The organism is Gemella sp. 27098_8_149, assembly GCF_041433745.1.
Classification (GTDB): Bacteria; Bacillota; Bacilli; order Staphylococcales; family Gemellaceae; genus Gemella.
This window is the reverse complement of the sequence record NZ_JAPWCB010000010.1, coordinates 1-20,562: the sequence shown is the minus strand read 5'-3', so window position 1 is coordinate 20,562 and position 20,562 is coordinate 1. Positions and strand designations below refer to the sequence as shown.

At 30.5% G+C, this 20,562-nt stretch carries 22 protein-coding genes; 7 read left to right on the top strand and 15 right to left on the bottom strand.

Going from position 1 to position 20,562, the window contains the following annotated elements:
• The first annotated feature begins 7 nt into the window (after nucleotides 1-7).
• Nucleotides 8-469 (top strand): 6,7-dimethyl-8-ribityllumazine synthase, encoded by a 462-nt coding sequence (gene ribH / locus O3801_RS05585; RefSeq protein WP_004263049.1) that lies wholly within the window; start codon nucleotides 8-10, stop codon nucleotides 467-469.
• Between the two features lie 62 nt (nucleotides 470-531).
• Here ribH and guaB read toward each other — a convergent pair whose 3' ends face one another.
• The 8 genes from guaB to O3801_RS05545 form a co-directional block, all read right to left on the bottom strand.
• Entirely contained in the window at nucleotides 532-1,995 is a 1,464-nt protein-coding gene (gene guaB / locus O3801_RS05580; RefSeq protein ID WP_294683339.1) for an IMP dehydrogenase, read from the bottom strand.
• 17 nt (nucleotides 1,996-2,012) lie between these two features.
• Complete coding sequence (locus tag O3801_RS05575) at nucleotides 2,013-2,603, bottom strand: xanthine phosphoribosyltransferase (protein WP_371454344.1); 591 nt, start codon at nucleotides 2,601-2,603, stop codon at nucleotides 2,013-2,015.
• Between the two features lie 108 nt (nucleotides 2,604-2,711).
• Entirely contained in the window at nucleotides 2,712-3,587 is an 876-nt protein-coding gene (hslO, locus tag O3801_RS05570) for an Hsp33 family molecular chaperone HslO (RefSeq protein WP_371454343.1), read from the bottom strand.
• 166 nt (nucleotides 3,588-3,753) lie between these two features.
• Complete coding sequence (locus tag O3801_RS05565) at nucleotides 3,754-4,299, bottom strand: LOG family protein (protein ID WP_371454342.1); 546 nt, start codon at nucleotides 4,297-4,299, stop codon at nucleotides 3,754-3,756.
• Nucleotides 4,300-4,417: 118 nt separating this feature from the next.
• The gene (locus tag O3801_RS05560) at nucleotides 4,418-5,191 is read right to left on the bottom strand and encodes a type III pantothenate kinase (protein WP_371454341.1); all 774 of its coding nucleotides are present in this window, start codon (nucleotides 5,189-5,191) and stop codon (nucleotides 4,418-4,420) included.
• A 162-nt stretch (nucleotides 5,192-5,353) separates the two neighbouring features.
• Nucleotides 5,354-6,532, bottom strand: a complete 1,179-nt coding sequence (locus O3801_RS05555; protein WP_371454340.1) for a helix-turn-helix transcriptional regulator — start codon at nucleotides 6,530-6,532, stop codon at nucleotides 5,354-5,356.
• A 28-nt stretch (nucleotides 6,533-6,560) separates the two neighbouring features.
• Nucleotides 6,561-7,382, bottom strand: a complete 822-nt coding sequence (locus O3801_RS05550) for an ABC transporter permease (protein ID WP_294683333.1) — start codon at nucleotides 7,380-7,382, stop codon at nucleotides 6,561-6,563.
• On the bottom strand, nucleotides 7,382-8,599 hold the full coding sequence (locus O3801_RS05545) for an ABC transporter ATP-binding protein (protein WP_294683332.1): 1,218 nt from the start codon (nucleotides 8,597-8,599) through the stop codon (nucleotides 7,382-7,384). Before O3801_RS05545 ends, O3801_RS05550 begins: the two co-directional genes overlap by 1 nt.
• A 496-nt stretch (nucleotides 8,600-9,095) precedes the next feature.
• Here O3801_RS05545 and O3801_RS05540 point away from each other — a divergent pair, with 496 nt between their 5' ends.
• Together O3801_RS05540 and O3801_RS05535 are read left to right on the top strand one after the other, a co-directional pair.
• Nucleotides 9,096-9,662, top strand: a complete 567-nt coding sequence (locus tag O3801_RS05540; RefSeq protein WP_294683331.1) for a 5-formyltetrahydrofolate cyclo-ligase — start codon at nucleotides 9,096-9,098, stop codon at nucleotides 9,660-9,662.
• Nucleotides 9,637-10,407: a class I SAM-dependent methyltransferase gene (locus O3801_RS05535; protein WP_294683330.1), complete on the top strand. Its 771-nt coding sequence runs from the start codon at nucleotides 9,637-9,639 to the stop codon at nucleotides 10,405-10,407. The genes O3801_RS05540 and O3801_RS05535 overlap by 26 nt, the downstream gene beginning before the upstream one ends.
• 3 nt (nucleotides 10,408-10,410) lie before the next feature.
• Here the strand turns inward: O3801_RS05535 and O3801_RS05530 are convergent, their stop codons facing one another.
• From O3801_RS05530 to O3801_RS05520, 3 genes are all read right to left on the bottom strand, one after another.
• On the bottom strand, nucleotides 10,411-10,677 hold the full coding sequence (locus O3801_RS05530; protein ID WP_060913598.1) for a UPF0223 family protein: 267 nt from the start codon (nucleotides 10,675-10,677) through the stop codon (nucleotides 10,411-10,413).
• A 7-nt stretch (nucleotides 10,678-10,684) separates the two neighbouring features.
• The gene (locus tag O3801_RS05525; RefSeq protein WP_294683329.1) at nucleotides 10,685-11,359 is read right to left on the bottom strand and encodes a response regulator transcription factor; all 675 of its coding nucleotides are present in this window, start codon (nucleotides 11,357-11,359) and stop codon (nucleotides 10,685-10,687) included.
• 94 nt (nucleotides 11,360-11,453) lie between these two features.
• Nucleotides 11,454-11,813, bottom strand: coding sequence for a VanZ family protein (locus O3801_RS05520; RefSeq protein ID WP_371454360.1), 360 nt, complete (start codon nucleotides 11,811-11,813; stop codon nucleotides 11,454-11,456).
• A 348-nt stretch (nucleotides 11,814-12,161) separates the two neighbouring features.
• On the opposite strand from O3801_RS05520, the gene O3801_RS05515 reads away from it, so the two are divergent.
• Nucleotides 12,162-12,479: a DUF1904 family protein gene (locus O3801_RS05515; RefSeq protein ID WP_371454338.1), complete on the top strand. Its 318-nt coding sequence runs from the start codon at nucleotides 12,162-12,164 to the stop codon at nucleotides 12,477-12,479.
• Between the two features lie 68 nt (nucleotides 12,480-12,547).
• Here O3801_RS05515 and O3801_RS05510 read toward each other — a convergent pair whose 3' ends face one another.
• The 3 genes from O3801_RS05510 to O3801_RS05500 all read right to left on the bottom strand — a co-directional run bounded on the left by O3801_RS05510 (nucleotide 12,548) and on the right by O3801_RS05500 (nucleotide 16,760).
• Nucleotides 12,548-14,278, bottom strand: coding sequence for an ABC transporter ATP-binding protein (locus O3801_RS05510; protein WP_371454337.1), 1,731 nt, complete (start codon nucleotides 14,276-14,278; stop codon nucleotides 12,548-12,550).
• Nucleotides 14,268-16,031, bottom strand: coding sequence for an ABC transporter ATP-binding protein (locus O3801_RS05505; protein WP_371454336.1), 1,764 nt, complete (start codon nucleotides 16,029-16,031; stop codon nucleotides 14,268-14,270). The genes O3801_RS05510 and O3801_RS05505 overlap by 11 nt, the downstream gene beginning before the upstream one ends.
• A 123-nt stretch (nucleotides 16,032-16,154) precedes the next feature.
• The gene (locus O3801_RS05500; protein WP_371454335.1) at nucleotides 16,155-16,760 is read right to left on the bottom strand and encodes a ribonuclease H1 domain-containing protein; all 606 of its coding nucleotides are present in this window, start codon (nucleotides 16,758-16,760) and stop codon (nucleotides 16,155-16,157) included.
• Between the two features lie 295 nt (nucleotides 16,761-17,055).
• Between O3801_RS05500 and murC the strand changes: the two genes are divergently transcribed.
• From murC to mscL, 3 genes are all read left to right on the top strand, one after another.
• A complete protein-coding gene (gene murC, locus O3801_RS05495; protein ID WP_371454334.1) occupies nucleotides 17,056-18,360 on the top strand; it encodes a UDP-N-acetylmuramate--L-alanine ligase in 1,305 nt (434 codons plus the stop codon).
• A 66-nt stretch (nucleotides 18,361-18,426) separates the two neighbouring features.
• The gene (locus O3801_RS05490) at nucleotides 18,427-18,945 is read left to right on the top strand and encodes a DUF948 domain-containing protein (RefSeq protein WP_060914209.1); all 519 of its coding nucleotides are present in this window, start codon (nucleotides 18,427-18,429) and stop codon (nucleotides 18,943-18,945) included.
• A 267-nt stretch (nucleotides 18,946-19,212) separates the two neighbouring features.
• Nucleotides 19,213-19,581, top strand: coding sequence for a large conductance mechanosensitive channel protein MscL (gene mscL / locus O3801_RS05485; RefSeq protein ID WP_371454333.1), 369 nt, complete (start codon nucleotides 19,213-19,215; stop codon nucleotides 19,579-19,581).
• A 126-nt stretch (nucleotides 19,582-19,707) separates the two neighbouring features.
• Here the strand turns inward: mscL and O3801_RS05480 are convergent.
• Nucleotides 19,708-20,562 (bottom strand): Rib/alpha-like domain-containing protein (locus O3801_RS05480; protein ID WP_371454332.1); only part of this gene is annotated, 855 nt, incomplete at its 5' end.

Genomic DNA, 20,562 nt, shown 5'->3' with positions numbered 1-20,562 from the left:
TATTATTATGACAACATTTGAAGGAAAATTTATAGGTAAAGATATTAAAGTAGCAATTGTAGTAGCTCGTTTTAACGAATTTATTACATCTAAATTATTAGGTGGAGCTAAGGATACCCTAATTAGAAACGAAGTAAAAGAAGAAAATATCGATGTTTACTGGGTTCCTGGGGCATTTGAAATTCCATTTATCACTAAAAAATTAGTAGCTACAAATAAATACGATGGTGTTATTACATTAGGGAGTGTTATTCGTGGAAGCACTAGTCACTATGACCTAGTTTGTAACGAAGTTGCAAAAGGTGTTGGTCACATTAGTCTTAATAGCGACATTCCAGTTATGTTCGGTGTTATAACTACTGAAGACATAGATCAGGCTATTGAAAGAGCTGGATCAAAAGCAGGAAACAAAGGTAGCGACTGCGCCCAAGGCCTTCTTGAGATGATCGATTTAACTAAACAAATCTAAGAAATAAAACAAAGCTAGGAACTTGAAATTCAAGATCCTAGCTTCTTTATTATTCATAATTATTATTTAGAGTAGTTTGGACTTTCTTTTGTAATTTGAACGTCATGTGGGTGAGATTCGATTAATCCTGCTCCTGTCATACGAACAAATTGTGAGTTTTCACGAAGTGCACGTAAATCACGTGAACCTGTGTAACCCATACCTGCACGTAATCCACCAATAATTTGGTAAATTGTTTCAGAAACAGCACCTTTATAAGGTGTACGTCCTTCGATTCCTTCTGGAACTAACTTTTTACCGTCTTCTTGGAAGTAACGGTCTTTAGATCCTTTTTCCATCGCAGAAATTGATCCCATTCCACGGTATGCTTTAAATGTTCTACCTTGGAAGATTTCTAATTCACCTGGTGATTCTTCACAACCCGCAAGCATAGAACCTAACATTACAGCATGTCCACCAGCTGCGATAGCTTTTACTACGTCACCAGTATATTTAATTCCACCATCAGCTATGATTGTTTTTCCTAATTCACGAGCTACTGTCGCACAGTCATAGATAGCAGTTATTTGCGGTACACCTACCCCTGCAACTACACGAGTAGTACAGATTGATCCTGGTCCAATACCAACTTTAACAACATCTGCCCCTGCTTCGAATAAATCACGAGCAGCTTCTCCAGTTGCTACGTTACCTGCGATAATGTCTAGGTTAGGATAGTTTGTTCTTAATGTTTTAACAGCATCTAATACTCCTTTAGAATGCCCGTGAGCTGTATCAACTACGATAGCATCTACTCCAGCGGCTACTAAAGCATCTACACGGTCTACTGTATCGTTTGTGATACCAACAGATCCAGCTACTAATAAACGTCCTTTAGCATCTTTTGCTGAGTTAGGGTACTTAGCTAATTTTTCAATATCTTTAATTGTAATTAATCCTGTTAATTTTCCTTCTTCATTAGTTAAGATTAATTTCTCAATTTTGTGGCTACGTAAGATTTCACTAGCCTCTTCTAAAGTAGTTTTCTCTGGAGCAGTAATAAGGTGCTCTTTAGTCATTACTTCACTAATTTTAATATCAAAATCAGTTAAGAATCTCATATCACGGTTGGTGATGATTCCTACTACTTTCATATCTTTTTCATTGTTTACAATAGGTACACCTGAAATTCTGTATTGTTGCATTAACTCTTCTGCTTCATATACTAAGCTATCTGGTGTAAGGAAGAAAGGATCAGTTATTACTCCACTTTCTGAACGTTTAACTTTTCTTACTTGCTCTGCTTGTTCTTCAATACTCATATTTTTGTGAATTACACCTAGACCACCTTCACGTGCCATTGCGATCGCCATTTTGTGTTCTGTTACTGTATCCATTGCAGCAGAAATAACAGGTACTGATAATTTGATTTTCTCCGTTAAACTAACTTTTAAATCAACCTTCTTAGGTAAGATATCACTTTTTGCTGGTACTAATAGTACGTCATCAAATGTTAAACCTTCTTTTTGAAATTTATTTTCCCACATTTTATTAAAATCCTTTCTTATTTTTCATCATCTGATATATTAAATTTAACTTCGTTATTTTCAAGAGAAGCTATTCTACATAAAGAACAAACATTTACATTTCTCTCGTCTAATAATTTTCTACCATCTTGGAAACTTTTCTCAACTAAGATACCAACACCCACAGTTTCGGCACCAGCTTGTTCTACTATTTCCATAAGTCCTAATGTAGCTTGCCCGTTAGCAAGGAAATCATCGACTATAAGAACTTTATCATCTTTATTAATGAATTTTTCAGAAACTACTATAGTATTAGTTATATTTTTAGTATAGCTATGAACTTCTGCAGTATACACATCATTATTTTTCAAAGTAGATGGCTTACTCTTTTTAGCAAACACCATCGGCACTTTAAATAAATTAGCAACCATAATTGCTGGTGCAATACCACTTGCCTCAATTGTCAAAATCTTCGTTATCTTCTCTTTTTTAAAATACTCGTAAAAAGATTCTGCCATTTTCATCATTAAACCAGCATCGATTTGATGGTTTAAAAATGAATCAACTTTAAGGACATTATTATCATAAACTTTACCATCGGTAATAACCATTTCTCTTAGTAATTCCATAACTCCTCCTATATAAACTTTGAGTAATTTTATTTATGATACCAAACTTTCATTGAAAATTCAAGAGCCTAATGAAATGTTATTCATTAAGGCTCTTTATTCATAATATTATTTTAAATTTTCTAATAAGTCTGTTATTTCTTTTTGAGAAAAATGATATTTTTCTTTACAAAATGCACAAACTAATTCTGTTGTCTCTTGTTTAGCAATATCTTCTAATTCTTCTTTACCTAATGTTACCAGAGCATCAGCATAACGTTCTTTAGAACATGTACATTTGAACTCTACGTCATTTTTATGTAAGATACGGTAGTTTTCTTCTCCACCAAAGATAATATTTGCAATTTCTTCTGGAGTTTTCCCTTCATGAATAAGCGTAGAAATTGGTTTAATATTACTTATCGCTTGTTCTATCTTAGTAATTGTCTCATTAGTAGCGTTCGGAAGTACTTGTAGAATGAATCCACCTGCAGCTATTACAGAATTGTCAGTTTCTACTAACACCCCTAAAGAGACTGCTGAAGGCACTTGTTCACTAGCTGCGAAGTAATATGTGAAGTCTTCAGCAATTTCTCCAGATACAATTGGTGATGTAGTAGTGTATTTTTCATTTAATCCTAAATCACGCACCACTGTGATATTACCACCACCTACTACTCCTTTTACATCAAGTTTCCCTTGTGCATTGCTTGGAATATGAACTTGCATATTTTTCGCGTATGCTGTAGTCTCTCCAAGTTCATTTGATGAAGCATATATAGTTCCTACAGGTCCATCTCCACGCACAGCTACATCAATTCTATCTCCACTCTTAAGCATAGCTCCCATCATAGTAGTAACTGTAGCAGTACGTCCCACTGCTGCAATCGCCGTTGGATACGCATCGTGTCTTTGTCTGATTTCTTCTACTAAATCTGTAGTTTTTGTTACAAAAAATCTAATTTCATCATTAAAGGCTAGTCCTCTAATTAAATAATCTTTCATTAAAATATTTTCCTTTCAAATTCTTATACTTCTAAAAATTTCTTACGATTTTCTATTATACATTTAATTTCTATTATTGTCTATTTTTTTATGTGAGTGACTCAAAAATCGTGATTTCTTAAGAAACAAGATTTTGTTGAGTCAACCTCCCTAACATAACTACTTCTTATTTATTATTATAATTTGCGATAAACTCGTGCATCTCAGCTACACTATCAGTAAATAATGTTCTTTGTCTATCTACTTTAGTTAAGAATCCTTCTTCAACCATCTTATCAAAATATTGTTCCAGAAAATCATAGTATCCGTCAACATTCATTAAAATACATGGTGCATCTTTTTTTCCTACTCGAACCCATGAAATCACCTGTGATATTTCTTCTAATGTTCCAGGACCTCCTGGCAAAGCAACAAATACATCACCTAAATTAACAAGCTTTTCTTTTCTTATAGACATGTCATCAACAATAATAAATTCAGTTATGCCGGTATGGCTAATCTCTCTGTCTACTAAAAATTGAGGCATTATACCAATAACTTCACTATTATTTTCTAATACAGTATCAGCTATAATACCCATTAATCCTACTTTACCCCCACCGTAAACTAGAGTGTGGTTATTGTCAGCAATCCACTTTCCAAGTTCTTTAGCATTTTCTTTATATGCTTCATTTCTACCATTATTCGCACCACAAAAAACAGTAATTTTCATATCAATTTATCTCCTTTTAAACTACACTAAAATCTTTGTTTTTACTATATTCAGAATAAAAGACTTACCTCTACTTTTCAAGTGGTAAATCTTCAATTCTTCTTATTAACAAATAATATTATTGCTCTTTATTTATTTTATATAATTCAATAATACCTTTCAGAGTTAATTCTTCATCAACTATATCAACTACATTACTATGCTTTGCGATAAATTTAGATAAACCACCTGTTAATACTACCTTATAATCTTTACCTAAATCTTGTTTAAGATGCTTAATAATATTTTCAAATTGTCCTAAGAAGCCATAGAATAATCCCGCTTGCATCTGGCTAGTTGTATCTAAGCCTAATGAAGTACTCACAGCTTCAAATTCTACTCTTGGTAACTTAGCAGCTCTTGCATACAATGCTTCTGCACTAATATTCATTCCTGGGCAAATAATTCCTCCACAGTAATTCATATCTTCATCGACACAATCAAATGTAGTCGCTGTTCCAAAATCTACAACAATTGCAGGTAAGTATGAACTAACTTTCGCTCCTACGATATCAACAACACGATCCGCTCCAAGTTTACTACTATACGGTTCCGGAACTTTTATACCAGTATTAATTTCAGCAGATACAATAATAGGTTCCTTTTTAAAATATTTTTTACTCAGTAGTTCTAGAGCAAACATCATCTTAGGCACTACACTTGATATAACTACTCCATCAAAATCTTCAAACTTTATCCCTTTATCAATGAAGAAATTTCGAATAATAACATAAAGTTCATCTTCAGTCTTAGTATTATCTGTCGCAATGCGCCAAGAGTGCAGCATCTTATAATCACTTCCAAATACTCCAAGTACAATATTCGTATTTCCAACATCTAATGCAAAAATCATTTACAATCTCCTATGATTAACTTATTTTAAGAATGATTATATTATACCACAATTATTCTAATGCAAATAGTAAAATACAAATATATTAAAGTCAATAAATTAAACTACCAGAAAAACAAAAAAGATTATTGACTAATATATTAGCCAACAATCTTTTTATTATTATCTTTTCGATAATGACTCTCTATATTTAAGAGGTGTCATTTTCACTAGAGTTTTGAATATTCTAATGAAGTAACTTGTATCAAAGTATCCAATATAATCAGCTACTTCTGAGATAGAAAAATCAGTATTCGCTAGTAGATAACAAGCATTAGAAATACGTTTATCGTGAATATAGTCTACAATACTAATCCCCATGTCTTTATTAAAAATCGAAGATAGATAACTCTTGTTAACACCTAAGTAATCACTTACGTTGTCTAAGCTGATTTTTTCAGAAATACGATCATTAATATATGCAATACAGTTACGCACTACAGCTTGTTTATCTTTGTATTTATTTCTATCTACAAGTAAACAGTAACTTCTAATAACATCTTCTGATAAATCGTAGTTATCAAGTTTGTTTTTAATCTTAACCCATAGTTCTTCAATCCCTAGGTAATCTTCGTTATGTTGTTCTAAAGCATAACGTAATAAATCATTCATATTATATGATTTTCTACGACGAACATTAACACCTTGTTCTATATGATTTTCTTCCACTCCATGATTTCTATGACGTAGATCAAATAACATATTTACACGAGAAATATTTCCATCTACTACAGCTTCTAATATTTCACGTTTAAATTTAACTTCACTCTCTAAAATTCCATTTAAATATGTGTTTTTTCTAGAAGATGCTCTTCTTACGTTTTTCACACTTGAGTCTTCAATTAAAACGATAGCGTCTAAGAAGTCAACATTTTCATCTTCTACTAATAACTCTATTAAGTAGTTGAATTTTTTACGTGGTGTAATTGGTAATGAAAAGTATACATCACAAATTAATTCATTGATACTTGCTCCGTATTTAGTTAATGACTCTTGGAATAATTTTGTTGGAATTAAGTACTCTAAAAATGGGGTAATTAGGTAGAAATCTTCTTCATTCTCACTTGGTATGAATAAACAAGAAACTCCTAATCCACTTTGACATTTTACTAACTTACCAGCCTTTAGTCCTTCTTTTACTTTAGGTAAATTTCTCTTAATAAATCTACTAAAAATACTACTTAACTGTTCTTCCCCTAAATTAAATCGGATTTCTTCATCCGTATATTTATAAGTCAATACATCTCCATTTAAATCTAAAATATCCTTAATTCGCTCAATTTTCTTTAATGAACTTCTCATCTTACCTACCTCCTAACAACTTTTAATTTTAATCTATTGTAATATCACGTCTTGCATTTACAATATATGAAATTGTAAAGAATACAACACTATATGCTACTAACATAATAATTAATGCATTTGCATTATCAAATTTGAATATTTCTTTTACAGTTTGTCTTCCTGCTTCACTTGCATAATATGAGCTAAATAACGGTACATCGAACATATGGTATTTTGCCCATGAATATTTTGAAACTGCAAAAACTGTTAATGCTTGAATTAACGAAGTTCCTAAAAGAGATAACATTACTAGTACTAGTGATAAAATTTGTGTTTTGAACACTACACAAACCAATACTACCATAGCTACAAAGAAGATATATACCGCTAGATCTGATAAATTTGTAATGATAAGTTGTCTAGCAACTGTTCTACCAAAATATCCTTCTTCTATAGTATCATTCAAGTGATTTAATCCTACTTTTCTATCGAAAAATATATAATACTTTGTTAAAAAGTCAAATACTGTTCCTACCACTAAGAAAATAATATAGTTGATAAATGCTAAAACTATTTTTGCAGTTAGTATTGCAGAACGTGATTTAGGTCTTGTATATAAAAATTTAATAGTTCCTTTTGAGTATTCTTGCGATAAGTTATTAGCTAACATAATTAATGAAAATACCATAGCTAATGCAGCAGAAACTACTGTTATTCCGCTTAAGATTTTCACAGCATCGATACCGTCTTCAAACTGTCTTTTTGTAAAATAACTATTTAATAAAATAATCCCAAATGATAGTAAGAAATATAACCATGTAGTTTTCTTTTTATAATCTTTTATAAACTCATTTATTAGTAATTTCATTATTTTCTCTCCCCTCCTGTAATTTGTAGGAATCGATCCTCTAATGATGTATGTAATTCACGAATTGTATCTAACTCAACATTATTATTAACTAGATATGAAATAATACGAGATTTTTCTTCACGACTTAAGTTCTCGAATACAAATCCATCTTTAGTCAACTCATATCTAATACCTAATTCTCTTACTAATAATTCTGTTTTTTCTACATCGTGTGTTTTTATTAATGTCTTAATAATTTCATCTGACACAAGGTTTTCTAGTTTATCATCTGCAATGATTTTTCCTTTTTCGATAACGATAATTCTATCAGAAACCTTTTCGATTTCGTCTAATAGGTGAGACGAGATTAAAATAGATACTCCAGTAGCTGCTATCTCTTTAAGTTTATTACGGAAATCTTGCACCCCTTGTGGATCTAGACCATTTACAGGTTCATCAAGAATAAGTACCTTAGGATCATTAAGTAATGCTTGCGCTAATCCTAAACGTTGACGCATACCTAGAGAATAAGTTTTAACTTTCTTTCTAATAACTTTTTTTAGTCCAACAAATTCTACTAATTCTTTCATACGTGCTCTTGTTACTTTTTTACCACAAACACGAGCAATTTGTTTTAAGTTAGACCATCCAGACATATAGTTATAAAACTCAGGTGTTTCGATCATCGCTCCAACTTCTTTAAGCATAGCAGTTTTTCCTAAACCTAAAGGTTTCTCAAAGCAATAAACATCCCCTTTAGTTGTTTTAGTTAATCCTACCATCATTCTCATTATAGTAGTCTTACCACTTCCGTTTGGCCCTAATAGTCCGATAATTTCACCTTCGCGCATGTCAAAAGTAATATCCTCAACTATTGTTTTTAATCCAATACGTTTTTTAAGTCCTAAAACTTCTAACACAACTGGATTTTCTTCCACTTCTTCTTTCTTCACTTCTTTTGCTTGTTCTTTTTCGATCGCATGAACTATTTCATTTCTGTCGAGTACGACTGTTTCAGCATGAACATCTACTTCTTCACTTACAGTAGGCATCACGACTGTTTCTTCAAGACCTGTTTGTTCGTCATGCGGCTTTCTAGTGTAAGTAGAAGAATTTTCTATGTCTACTTGTTTTCTAATCTTTTCTAGTAAACTTGAATAATCATCTGCTTTTTTACTATTTTTTCCCAATTCATCAGTGCTTAATATATCTTTATTTTTTTCTGAATTTGTCATTATTTGTAGAAGATTCCTTTCTCATAAATTTTCTTTTATATTATATCATATTTATACTATTATTTCCATTAAATAATGAATAATTATTTTTTATTTTACTACTTTCTTTCTTTACATATATCAAATCATAATTTAAGATTTTTTTATTTCTATAAATGCCTTAGTATTTTGAAAATTTGAAATCCTTTTGTATCAACATTAACTGATTTTACATTTATTTATATTTTCTTAAAATTTTGATTATACTTGTACATACATTATTATAAAAATTCTAAAAATTAATACATAATAAATATACTCTCATCATAAGTATATTTATTGTTAAAATCCATATTTGTTTTTATATTAGCTTTTAGAAATAATAAAGGCTAAAAATTTTTATTACACATAAAATATACTTTTTTTCATTTACATAACCTCAGATGTCCCGTATGCTACAATCAAATTAAAATTGTATTTAATTTTATGATATAATATAAATTGAGGTGAATCTACTATGAAAAAAGAACTTAGAAAAAAGTTTATTATTGAGAGAAACAAGCTATCTGAAGAGTATCGAGACTATGCATCTACTAAAATTTTTTCAACTATTGAGAACAACGAGTTATTCAAATTAGCTGAAAAAGTGTTTATCTACGTTGGCTTTGGTAGCGAAATAGCAACTATACCTTTTATAAAAAAGTGGATAAATAAAAAGCAAATTTTTGTTCCAAAAATAGACAACAATACGATGAATCTTGTACATATAACTTCTCTGAAGGAATTAACCGAAGGCCATTTCGGGGTACTCGAGCCAACAAGTTGCGAGTACTTTAACGGTAATATTGACCTAGTAATCACTCCTTCGATTGTTTTTGATAAGAACGGCTATAGACTTGGTTACGGGAAAGGCTACTACGATAAATATTTTGCAAAAAACAAATATAAAACAAGTATAGGTTTATCATATGATAAGCTTCTCCAAGAAAAAGTTCCAATAGATCAGTACGATAAAAATGTAGATATTATTATTACAGAGGAGAAAACTTTAATAATAAATGAAAAATATAATTGTAACAACTAGTGTAAAAACCACCTTAGAATTAAATGATACGGCACAAAAACTAGCTGATGAATTAAATTTGAAATATGTCAAAAGAAATAAAACTACTATCAAACAGTTGCTAGAAACCACAAAAGGAGTAATAGTCGTTTATAAAAATAAACTAAGTTACTTCGAAAACGATTCAGAATTTTTCTTCCATTTGGATACGACTGCATTAAAAATAAAAAATTCGGACAATGAGCCTTTAGTTGAAATAATAGGTAAAGAAAAGCAAAGTGTTCTAGATTGCACCATGGGGCTTGCAGGTGATAGTATTTTATTAAGTTATTACGGACACAATGTTACTGCTATTGAAAAGAATAAGATTATTCATCTCATTACGAGTAATGGACTTAAAAATTATGTGTCTCCTAGTGAGGAAATAAACAAAGCGATGAGAAAAATCATAACTTATAACTACGATTGTATAGATTATTTAAAGAGTACTCCTGATAATTCATTTGATATAGTATACTTTGATCCAATGTTCTCGCATAATATTAAAGAATCTGAAAATCTATCAGGGATTACTCCGTTAGCTGATAAAAGTTTCCCATACGAAGAATTCATAAAAGAAGCTAGTCGCGTCGGAAAAGATAAAATAATTATTAAAGCTCACTTTAAAGACAATATATTTGAAAAATATAATTTCACTAGAATCGTTAGAAAAAACACTAAGTTTCATTTCGGATTTCTTGAAACAAATGAAAAAACCAAAAACTAAGCATTACAGCTTAATTTTTGGTTTTTCATTTTTCATTTCTTTTACTGCTTGATAACCATCATATCCAGTAATTTCTTTAAATTCACGATATAACGTATTTTCCTCAGACTTAGCTCGAACTACACTTTTAAATGCTTTATATGCAGATTTAAACTCTGTAAGTTCCACCCCTGTCAAATAACATTCTTCAATTAAATCTAAAAATTTAATAATAATAGTTATCTCATCAGTATTGTATAATGTATAATCTATCGGATAATTAAATTCCATACTCTACCTACTCAAATGTGTATCCAACACCACGAACAGTTCTTAGATTTTTATCGTAACCAATTTTTCTTAATTCTTTTCTTAATCCAGAAATATAAACCTCAATAGCATTAATAGTTGTTTCTGAATCAACACCCCATACACGATCGAAGATTTCTTCTTTTTCTAGTACGATATTATTATTGATTACAAAGAATGATAATAATTCAAGGTATTTTCCTTTAATGGTGTCTAAAGAACCTCCATTTGAAGATACCAATTCATTTTTAAGATCTAATACTAAATCTTTATAAGTAATCTCATTCTCACCTTTCAAATTACTTTCGCGTTGAAGTAAGTTTGACATTGTTGTCAATAAAAGAGAAGCATCCGCTACACGTGGTAGATATTCTGTTACTCTATGCTTCATAACTCTAGCCTTTTCTTCTGTTGATTCAGCTATAGTTATTACAATTACTGGTGTTTTAAGTTCTTTTTCTTCACGAATGTAATCCAGTAGATCTATTCCGCCCATTCCTGGTAAAATACTATCAGCTATAACAAAATCATACACGTTCTCATTTATAAGTCTTTGTCCATCTAATCCATTATAACAAACATCAGCATCAAATTTTTCTGAAATTGCAGCTCTCAATGATGCAGCTAATAATTTGTCATCTTCTATAATAAGCGCTTTAAGCATCAATAACTCCTCCTTTAATTTAATTTTATTTATCTAAATAATTATTTTATAACTTTTCTAAAAAAAATACAACTAAAAACTACAATATTTTTTACTATTTTTTTATTACGAGAAAATATACAATACTAGAAAGTAATATCCCTACTAAAGATCCACTACTATCTATTAATACATCAACAATATTTCCATCTCTTCCTACAACAAAAGTTTGATGAAATTCATCAGTAGTGGCATAGATAACAGAAAATAAAAAACTTAATATAACAGTTTTTTTAAAATCTTTTATCTTGTTATTTCCTATAAAAAAATTAGATAAATAACAAAAAGAGAAAAAACCTAAAGTCATATATTCACTAAAGTGACCTAATTTTCTTATGATTAAATCATTAGAAATCTTTGATGATTCCTCACCCGGTTGACTAGAAAATAAAAATATCACCAGGCAAACTAAAATTAATATTATTAATGAAAAGTATTTCTTATATAAAAGTTTAATAAAAATTTCTCCTTAGTATTTATTTTAATATTTTTTTCCTACTTTCTATCATACCATATTATTCTAATAAATGGTAATATTTGTAAGTAAAATAATCAATAATTTACTTTTCACTTTCTACTAACCATCTAAAAAACACAATATTTTCTTCAAATTACTCATATAATGAAATTTATAAATATTTATTATAAACAGAAATTTAATTTCATAAAACTTTAAAAATCCTATCTCTAAACATTTCCCAACAAAAATATAAAATATTGTGATATAATTGTAGTAAACGAATTCAAATAATGGAGGTTTATTATGCCACGTATAGTTGCTAGAGGATTTAAAAAAGAGGACTTAAAAAAAGTTAGTGCTGAACTTTTCGATACTATTGCTGAAATAATCGAAAGACCACGCGAAGCATTCACATTAGACTTAGTTGAGAGTGTTGCTATTCTTGATGGAGAAGAAATCAGCAGAGCAAATCTTGAAATTGGTTGGGTTCACCGTCCAGTTGAAGTTTGTGAAAAAGTTGCTACTGCTGTTAATGAACTTTTCAAACCACTTGGTTATGAAACAGTTATGATTTCATTCAAAGACATCGATTTAGCATATGAATTTGTATTCAAAAAATAATTATTAAAAAAGAAGTGACTCGAAAAATCAGGTTTGACCGAATCCTGATTTTCGAATCACTCTTTTTTTTATCCTTTTACTTGAGTTTCATACATTTTTTTGTAACTTCCTTCAAGAACTAATAATTGTTCGTGTGTTCCACTTTCAATTACCTTTCCTTTTCTAAGGACATAAATCATATCAGCATTTTTTATCGTCGATAATCTATGAGCTATTATAAGCGTTGTTCGTCCTTGTTTTAATTCTTCTATAGCCCGACTTACATTTTGTTCTGTTTCGCTATCGATATTAGCCGTCGATTCATCAAGAATCAAAATCTTAGGATCCTTAGCTAAAGCTCTAGCTAAACAGATAAGTTGCTTCTCACCTGTAGAAAAGTTATTTCCACCTACTTCTACTTTTGAGTCCAACGAGCGGTTTTCTAATATGAAATCTCCTCCAACTCTAGCCAAGGCCTCTCTGGCAATCTTTTCATCATTAGAAGTAGTAATATTTTCAAGTAAAGTTCCCTCGAATAAAAATGAATCTTGCAAGACTATTGCAGTTTTTTCTCTTAGGTACTCCTTACTATAATCATTTATATTTCTATCATTTATTAGGACATTACCTTTAGTCGCACTGTAAAACTTAACAATTAAGTTCATAATAGTACTCTTACCGCTTCCTGTATGACCTACAAAGGCTACAGTTTGATTTTCTTTAATTTCAAGATTCAAATCACGAAGCACATAAAAATCATCTTTATAAGAAAAATACACATCTTCAAATTTAATATTTCCTCGGAAATCATCCTCTATAATATCGTTGTGACTGTCTTCCTCTACATCTAACTTAAGTATCTCTTGAATATTTATAGCCGCACCTTGCGCTCTTATATAATTAGAAATCCCCATCGTAAAGTCTGCGATTCTATAAATTATATCAGTAGTATAATTTATAAATAGATATACCATACCCAATGTAATACCATAAACATTATTAAAATGTGAATACGAATAGTAATAAACAATACCTATGAAAATCACTATTCTAAATACTCCAGTTATATTATGAAGTAATAGACTATCTACTAGATTTAATTTTTTCCAATATTTATAGCGTTCTTCATTGTGTTTATTCCAATCTTCGATACTTTCTTTTTCTTTATTGAATGCTTTAATAATCTCTAAGTTTTGATAATTTTCATTTATTATTCCATTACTTTGAGAAAACTTACGTCGATACCCCTTAATACTATCTATAGATAACTTGTTGTAAATTTTTAATACTATAAACATTACCGGGAATAGCACTAGCATAAATAATCCAAATCGTACATCCACATAAAATAATATAACATAAGAAAAAATAATCTTTAGCACAATTATTAATATCTGCACAAATGTCGAAACGAAAAATGTTCTAATTTGGTTTACATCACTCGTTATCCTAGATACTACAGAACCAGCGGGCATATTATCGAAATACTTAATCGGCAGACTTTGAATATGATCGTATACCTGCATCTGAATTCTAACGTAAACCTCGTTAGCTCCTTTTACTAAGTAAATATTTCTAATATAGTTAGATATCCCCGAACATAATAGTATAAGTCCATAACCAGCTACTACCACCAATGATTTTAGAATTATCTGACGTGTTAAATCTCCAGTTATTCCATCAAAAACTTTCGACAACACGTACACACCAGCAACACCTAGCCCTACATTTAGTAATGAAAAGACAAAACCTATTATATAAGATCTCTTTGCTTTTTTCATATAAGGAAGAAATTGAAATAACGGATTTTTATTCTTCATCATCTTCTACCTCCTTATTCTGATACTCATCTAGTTGTTTATACCAAGGGCATTTTTCAATAAGTTCTTCATGCGTTCCGAAATTTAATATTCTACCATTATCTAATACAACTATTTTATCAGCATGCCTTACTGCAGAAATCCTATGGGCTACTATTATATTAGTCTTACCTTCTCGAGTTTTCTTAATATTTTCTATAATAGTTTTTTCTGTATTAGAATCTACCGCACTTAAACTGTCATCAAGTATTAATATTTCAGGATCAGATAGCAATGCCCTTGCTATACCTAGACGTTGTTTTTGACCTCCCGATAAAGATAGACCATTTTCTCCTACAAGAGTATTAATACCATCTTTAAATCTACTAATATCTTTCTTGATATCCGCTTGTTCCAACACCTCGTCTAATCTATCCTCTAAATCATATCTATAAAATAATACATTTTCTTTTATAGATTTTGAAAACAACTGATACTCTTGAGGTGCATATCCTATCTTGGCTCTTACTGAATAATCATTGTATCTCTCAATCCCCTTGCCATCAAGAAGTAACGTATTTTCTTTTATTGGATATAATCGCAATAGTTGCTTGATAAATGTCGTTTTCCCACTACCAGTTTTCCCTACTACTCCTATAGTTTCACCTTTATTAATAATAAAATTAATATCTTCTAGCACATGAGTATTATCCTCGTAACTGAAATTAAAATCCTTAAATTCAATACTACTATTAAACTCAAAATTACTTTCAGCTAGTTCATTATTAACATCAGCTTTTTTATCAGAGATCTCTAAGACTCTTTTCGTAGCTTGTCGAACTTCTATAATCATAATAACTAACTCAGATAAAGCAATGTATGGCCACTGAATCATACCTATAACTACACAGACTGAGATTAACTCCCCTAATGTCATCATTCCTAAACTAATAAAATAAAATCCACAAGCTACAGCTATAACATAACTTGTCGCTAACGATACTGTATTAAGCGGTTGATAGACAAGAGTTTTTTTCATGTATTCTTCATTACTTCTAGCATAACTTCTAAGTTTTCCTACAAAACTATTTCTCACTTTATCCAGTAAGCTATACGCTCTAATAACTCGAATACCTTTAACATTTTCTAAAGTCTCTTCTGTAATTTCATCCATAGTTTTCGCCATTTCATTATAGTACTTTTCTTGTACTTTTCGTCTACTTACTAAATAAATAGTTTGTATTACTAGTGGTATGTGAATTAGCAATAAATAGATAAAATTCGATTTGTTAAATATAAGAACACTTATAAATAAATTGTAAATTATCCCATCAAAAATTAATAAAATACCATAACCAAAAAGTGGTGCAATATAGTTTGTAATATCATTGGTCGATCTACTAATTACCTCACCTATACTAAATTTATTAAAAAATACTGGAGTATGTCTATAAATATCATATTGAATATCATAGGTCATATCCTTAATTACTTTATCATATCCTATAAACGTATAGTATTCTTTAAAGAAATAGACTATATACAGTGCTATTCCGGCTAAAACAATTCTTAGAATTTCATTAACTACACCATCGAAGTCAATATTTCCTCCTGCTATACCATCAACAATATAACTCAATCTGTCAGTTGGGTATAATGTAAAATAATAAGATGCAATTGAGACTATCAATGCAATTATTATACGTTTTTTATCTCTGTATATAAGAGTCGCAATTTTGTTGAATATTTGTTTATTATTTATCGTTTTGTCCATTTTTCACCCTCCTTTATTTATGTATTTTAATAATTATAACACATTTAAACACTTAAACAAATAATAGGGTAAGACTCAAAAATTATATTTTCAAATCATTACCCAACTTAATCTATTTCTTATTTAATTCGCTTTAAATTCTTCAATTGCATCCTTCGCAAGCTTATCTACTACTTCATTAAGTTCAACACCTGTATGTGCCTTAACTTTTACAAAATTAACCTTCACTACTGCTTTTACCTTATTATAAAATTTCACATAATCTTGAGTATAAGGAAGATTTGCTTTCCAATCCCCAGTTGCCCAAGATTCTATTCCTTGATAGTCATAAAATAAAGTGATTTCTTTGATTTTTCTATCTACTGCGTACCACATTACATATTTGGCCGCCTCTAATTCTCCAGCGACATTATGTAATTGTGCATAATCTTCTCTATTCCCAGCATGTTTGAACTCATATTTCTTATCTCCATCTACTATAACTACACCAGAACCATAGATGCCACGTACTCTATCAAAACTACCATCTATATATGCATACACTCCATCGACTGCTTCCACATTCTCTATCTTTTCTTCATTACCTTTTACGAACTCTTCTGCTTCTTCTAAAGTCTTAAAACTTTTATAAACTGCACCCTTGAAGCCTGTAACCTGCTCTTTACACTCATCCCACGTTGAAAAAATTCCAGTTTTTTTTCCTTTTCTTACCGCATAAAATTTAGTCATCATATTCTCCTTACAAAAATATTTACTCTAAAATTATACTACATAGAAAATATTAAGTAAAATTTTAAAAAACACATATGTTAATCTTTAGCAAATATATTAAAGTTAATACTTAACTTACCCTCACTTCCTATAATATATCACATGAAAAAAACAGAAAATTTTTGAAAATACCATGATATAAAAAATCCCTATTTATTGAATTTTTATCAGATTTGGTGTAAAATTGAATTGCTTATGAAAAAAATATTAAGGAAATTTTTTATTTTATAAAGACAACTTAGGAGATATGATAATGAGTAAATATCATTTTATAGGTATTAAAGGTTCTGGAATGAGCTCTCTTGCACAAATTGCTTATGATATGGGGCATGAAGTACAAGGTTCAGACGAAGAAACATACTTTTTTACACAAGAAAAACTAGAACAAAGAAACATTCCAATGTTCTACTATGGAGCAGAAAATATTAAAGAAGGATATGATGTAATTTTAGGTAACGCATTTGATGAAACACATGTTGAGTATAGACGTGCTAAAGAATTAGGTTTAAAAACTTACACTTATTCTCAATTTTTAGGAAAATTACTTTCTGAAATTCCATCAATTGCAGTAACTGGAGCACACGGAAAAACCACTACAACTACTATGACTAGTAACATCTTTAAACATAACCATATTACATCATACCTAATTGGGGATGGTACTGGACATGGTGAAAAACATTCTGAGTTTATGATAGCTGAAGCATGTGAATATTACAGACATTTCCTAGCGTATCATCCTGATTACGCTATTGTTACTAATATTGATTTCGATCACCCTGATTATTTCAACGATGAACATGATATGTTTGACGCATTCCAAAGCTTTGTGAATCAAGTAAAAGATACTGTAGTAATTTGTGGAGATGATCGTTTAGCCTCTCAACTTAAACCTGCAAATGCAAAAACTATTAAGTACGGTTTCAATGAAGGAAATGATTACCAAATAAAAAATGTTCAAACTACATCAGAACACAGTAAATTCGACATCTATAAAAATTCTGAATTACTAGGAACATTTACTATGGCAGTATTTGGATTACACGATATTTCTAACGCTACAGCAGCTATAGCTTTAGCTGATATCAATGGTATTAGTGTTGAAAAAATTCTAGAATCACTTGATCAATACAAACCCGCTGAAAGAAGATTTAGCGAACATAAAATTGGAAATAATGTAATTGTAGATGACTATGCTCACCACCCAAGTGAAATTAAAGCAACTATCGACAGCGCACGTAGAAAATATGAAGGAAAAGAAGTTATCGCTATCTTCCAACCTCATACTTATACACGTACAGCTAAATTCTTAAATGAATTCGCTGAAAGCTTAGAAACTGCAGATAGAGTATTCCTTTGCCCAATCTTCGCTTCAGTACGTGAGAAAGAAAAAATTGTTGGAATCGAAGATCTACAAAAAGTAACTAAAGGCGCTCAAATAATAAATAGTGAAAATGATTTTGATAAACTTAACTTTGACAATAGTGTATTCCTATTTATGGGAGCTGGTAATATTAATAAACTTTGTCATAAATTTATCGAACAAAAATCAAAATAATTTAGTTGTATTATAGTCAATATTAAAATATAATTGATTATAAAGACTTATAAAGGAGGAAACATTATGTTAGATATAAACTGGTTAATTTTAGCTTATGCTGGAATCTTTTTAGCGGGAGTAGGAGTATTAATCCTATGCATAAGCGCAGCAATCACACTTGGAACTGTTAGAAAATCACTTACTGTTGCTACTGAATGTGTAGAAGATGTAACAAACATTGCAGAAGATGCACTAAATCTTGCTAAAGATCTTAATGAAACAGTTAAGAAAGTAGAAGGTAACTTAGAGCCAATCATGGCAGAAACTAATATTTTATTACAAAATACAAACATTCTAGCAGAAGACTTACAAGTTAAATCTGAAAAACTAGATCCATTATTCAATTCTGCAGAAGGATTAGCAACATCTATCAATGGTTTACAATCATCTGTAGATAACATGAAATCTAATGTTACTGGATTCAAAAAAAATACAGATCAAAAAATTGAAAATCTTTCTGAAAAAGTAGAAGAAAATAAAGCTAAGGCTTCTAATCTACTTAACAAATTCTTAAAGAAAGATAAAGTTGAAGAAGAAAAATAATATACAACTATAGAGAAGAAATTATATAATGTTTCTTCTCTATTTTATTAATATATTTAAGTCTGTTATTTATATATTAAGTGTTGTATATTTGTATAGTCAACTCCTTTAATTTTCAAATAATTTATTTAAATAATGCCAAAATTATTATAAAGATACGTTTTCTTTAATTTTTTTAAAAAAAATTAAACTTTATACTTGATTTTATTTCAATTTTGATATATTATACTGAAGTATTAAAAATTTTTAGAAGGAGAAATGTATTTCATGTTAAACGAATTTAAAAAATTTGCATTTAAAGGTAATGTATTAGACCTAGCTATCGGGGTTATCATGGGGGCTGCTTTCGGTAAAATCGTTAGTTCATTAGTAACTGACATTATGATGCCACTTATCGCTCTTGTATTCCCAGCTAAACCAGACTTCACAAACTTAGCTTGGGAAGGTATCAAATACGGTAACTTTATCCAAATCACAATCGACTTCTTAATTACAGCAATCGCAATCTTCATCTTCGTTAAAGCTATCAACACAGCTAAAGATAAAATGTCTAAAGAAGAAGCTGAAGCAGAAACACAAGAAGTTGATGCTAAAGAAGAACTTCTTAAAGAAATCCGTGATTTACTAAAAAAATAATAAATTAAATTTTTAAGGTCTGACAATGTCGGACCTTTTTTAATACTAAAAATATGTAAAATCCCTTGGAATTTTGTTTTTCCAAGGGATTTTTATGTGTTTTTCTAAAAGAATCTATTTTGCAAACTAATCCTCATCGTTTTTACGACGTTTAATCGCCGCAAATAACCCTACTATAGCTAGGCCAAGCCCTGCCAATTCGCTATTATTTGTAGTTTCTCCTGTATTAGCTAGGCGTTTAGTAATTTTAGAAGATTTATTCGGAATAACAGGTTGAACTTTTGATTCATCATTTATTCTTTCAACATATTCTGGAGTTTCTGAATCTCCATTAACTCCTCCACTGAATTCTGGTAGAGCTGGTTGTTCCTCTGGTTCTCCGTTCACTCCTCCAGCAAATTCTGGTAAGGTTGGTTGAACCTCTGGTTCTCCGTTTACTCCTCCGTTGAATTCTGGTAAAGCTGGTTGAATCTCTGATTCTCCGTTTACTCCTCCGTTGAATTCTGGTAAAACTGGTTGAACCTCTGGTTCTCCATTCGCTCCTCCATTGAATTCCGGTAAGGCTGGCTGAACCTCTGGTTCTCCATTCGCTCCTCCATTGAATTCCGGTAAGGCTGGTTGTTCCTCTGGATCTCCATTTACTCCTCCAGCGAATTCTGGTAGTGCTGGTTGAACTTCTGGTTCTCCATTTACCCCTCCATTGAATTCCGGTAAGACTGGTTGAACCTCTGGTTCTCCATTCGCTCCTCCATTGAATTCCGGTAAGGCTGGCTGAACTTCTGGTATTCCTTTTTCATTACTATGACGAACAACTACTGGTACTTCGACTTCGTCTTCTGTTCCGTCTGGATAGTGTACTAACGCTACTCCTGGATGACTTCCTGGTGTACTTACTTCTGGATTTGTTTTCCATGTTACAGTCGTACCTTCCGGTAAGCCGGTTTTGTTTACACTGTCTTCTGCGTTTGGAACTGTGCCGTT

Excerpts from the sequence above, each read along its gene's own strand:
- O3801_RS05490 (WP_060914209.1), top strand. The coding sequence starts at position 18,427 with ATGTTAGATATAAACTGGTTAATTTTAGCTTATGCTGGAATCTTTTTA.
- guaB (WP_294683339.1), bottom strand. The coding sequence starts at position 1,995 with ATGTGGGAAAATAAATTTCAAAAAGAAGGTTTAACATTTGATGACGTA.
- O3801_RS05530 (WP_060913598.1), bottom strand. The coding sequence starts at position 10,677 with ATGGAATTTAATTATCCGATAGATTATACATTATACAATACTGATGAG.
- O3801_RS05535 (WP_294683330.1), top strand. The coding sequence starts at position 9,637 with ATGAAAAATATAATTGTAACAACTAGTGTAAAAACCACCTTAGAATTA.
- O3801_RS05545 (WP_294683332.1), bottom strand. The coding sequence starts at position 8,599 with ATGACAAATTCAGAAAAAAATAAAGATATATTAAGCACTGATGAATTG.
- O3801_RS05505 (WP_371454336.1), bottom strand. The coding sequence starts at position 16,031 with ATGGACAAAACGATAAATAATAAACAAATATTCAACAAAATTGCGACT.
- O3801_RS05525 (WP_294683329.1), bottom strand. The coding sequence starts at position 11,359 with ATGCTTAAAGCGCTTATTATAGAAGATGACAAATTATTAGCTGCATCA.
- O3801_RS05510 (WP_371454337.1), bottom strand. The coding sequence starts at position 14,278 with ATGAAGAATAAAAATCCGTTATTTCAATTTCTTCCTTATATGAAAAAA.
- O3801_RS05555 (WP_371454340.1), bottom strand. The coding sequence starts at position 6,532 with ATGAGAAGTTCATTAAAGAAAATTGAGCGAATTAAGGATATTTTAGAT.
- O3801_RS05550 (WP_294683333.1), bottom strand. The coding sequence starts at position 7,382 with ATGAAATTACTAATAAATGAGTTTATAAAAGATTATAAAAAGAAAACT.
- O3801_RS05575 (WP_371454344.1), bottom strand. The coding sequence starts at position 2,603 with ATGGAATTACTAAGAGAAATGGTTATTACCGATGGTAAAGTTTATGAT.
- O3801_RS05560 (WP_371454341.1), bottom strand. The coding sequence starts at position 5,191 with ATGATTTTTGCATTAGATGTTGGAAATACGAATATTGTACTTGGAGTA.
- O3801_RS05565 (WP_371454342.1), bottom strand. The coding sequence starts at position 4,299 with ATGAAAATTACTGTTTTTTGTGGTGCGAATAATGGTAGAAATGAAGCA.
- O3801_RS05540 (WP_294683331.1), top strand. The coding sequence starts at position 9,096 with ATGAAAAAAGAACTTAGAAAAAAGTTTATTATTGAGAGAAACAAGCTA.
- O3801_RS05500 (WP_371454335.1), bottom strand. The coding sequence starts at position 16,760 with ATGACTAAATTTTATGCGGTAAGAAAAGGAAAAAAAACTGGAATTTTT.
- mscL (WP_371454333.1), top strand. The coding sequence starts at position 19,213 with ATGTTAAACGAATTTAAAAAATTTGCATTTAAAGGTAATGTATTAGAC.
- O3801_RS05515 (WP_371454338.1), top strand. The coding sequence starts at position 12,162 with ATGCCACGTATAGTTGCTAGAGGATTTAAAAAAGAGGACTTAAAAAAA.
- hslO (WP_371454343.1), bottom strand. The coding sequence starts at position 3,587 with ATGAAAGATTATTTAATTAGAGGACTAGCCTTTAATGATGAAATTAGA.
- murC (WP_371454334.1), top strand. The coding sequence starts at position 17,056 with ATGAGTAAATATCATTTTATAGGTATTAAAGGTTCTGGAATGAGCTCT.
- ribH (WP_004263049.1), top strand. The coding sequence starts at position 8 with ATGACAACATTTGAAGGAAAATTTATAGGTAAAGATATTAAAGTAGCA.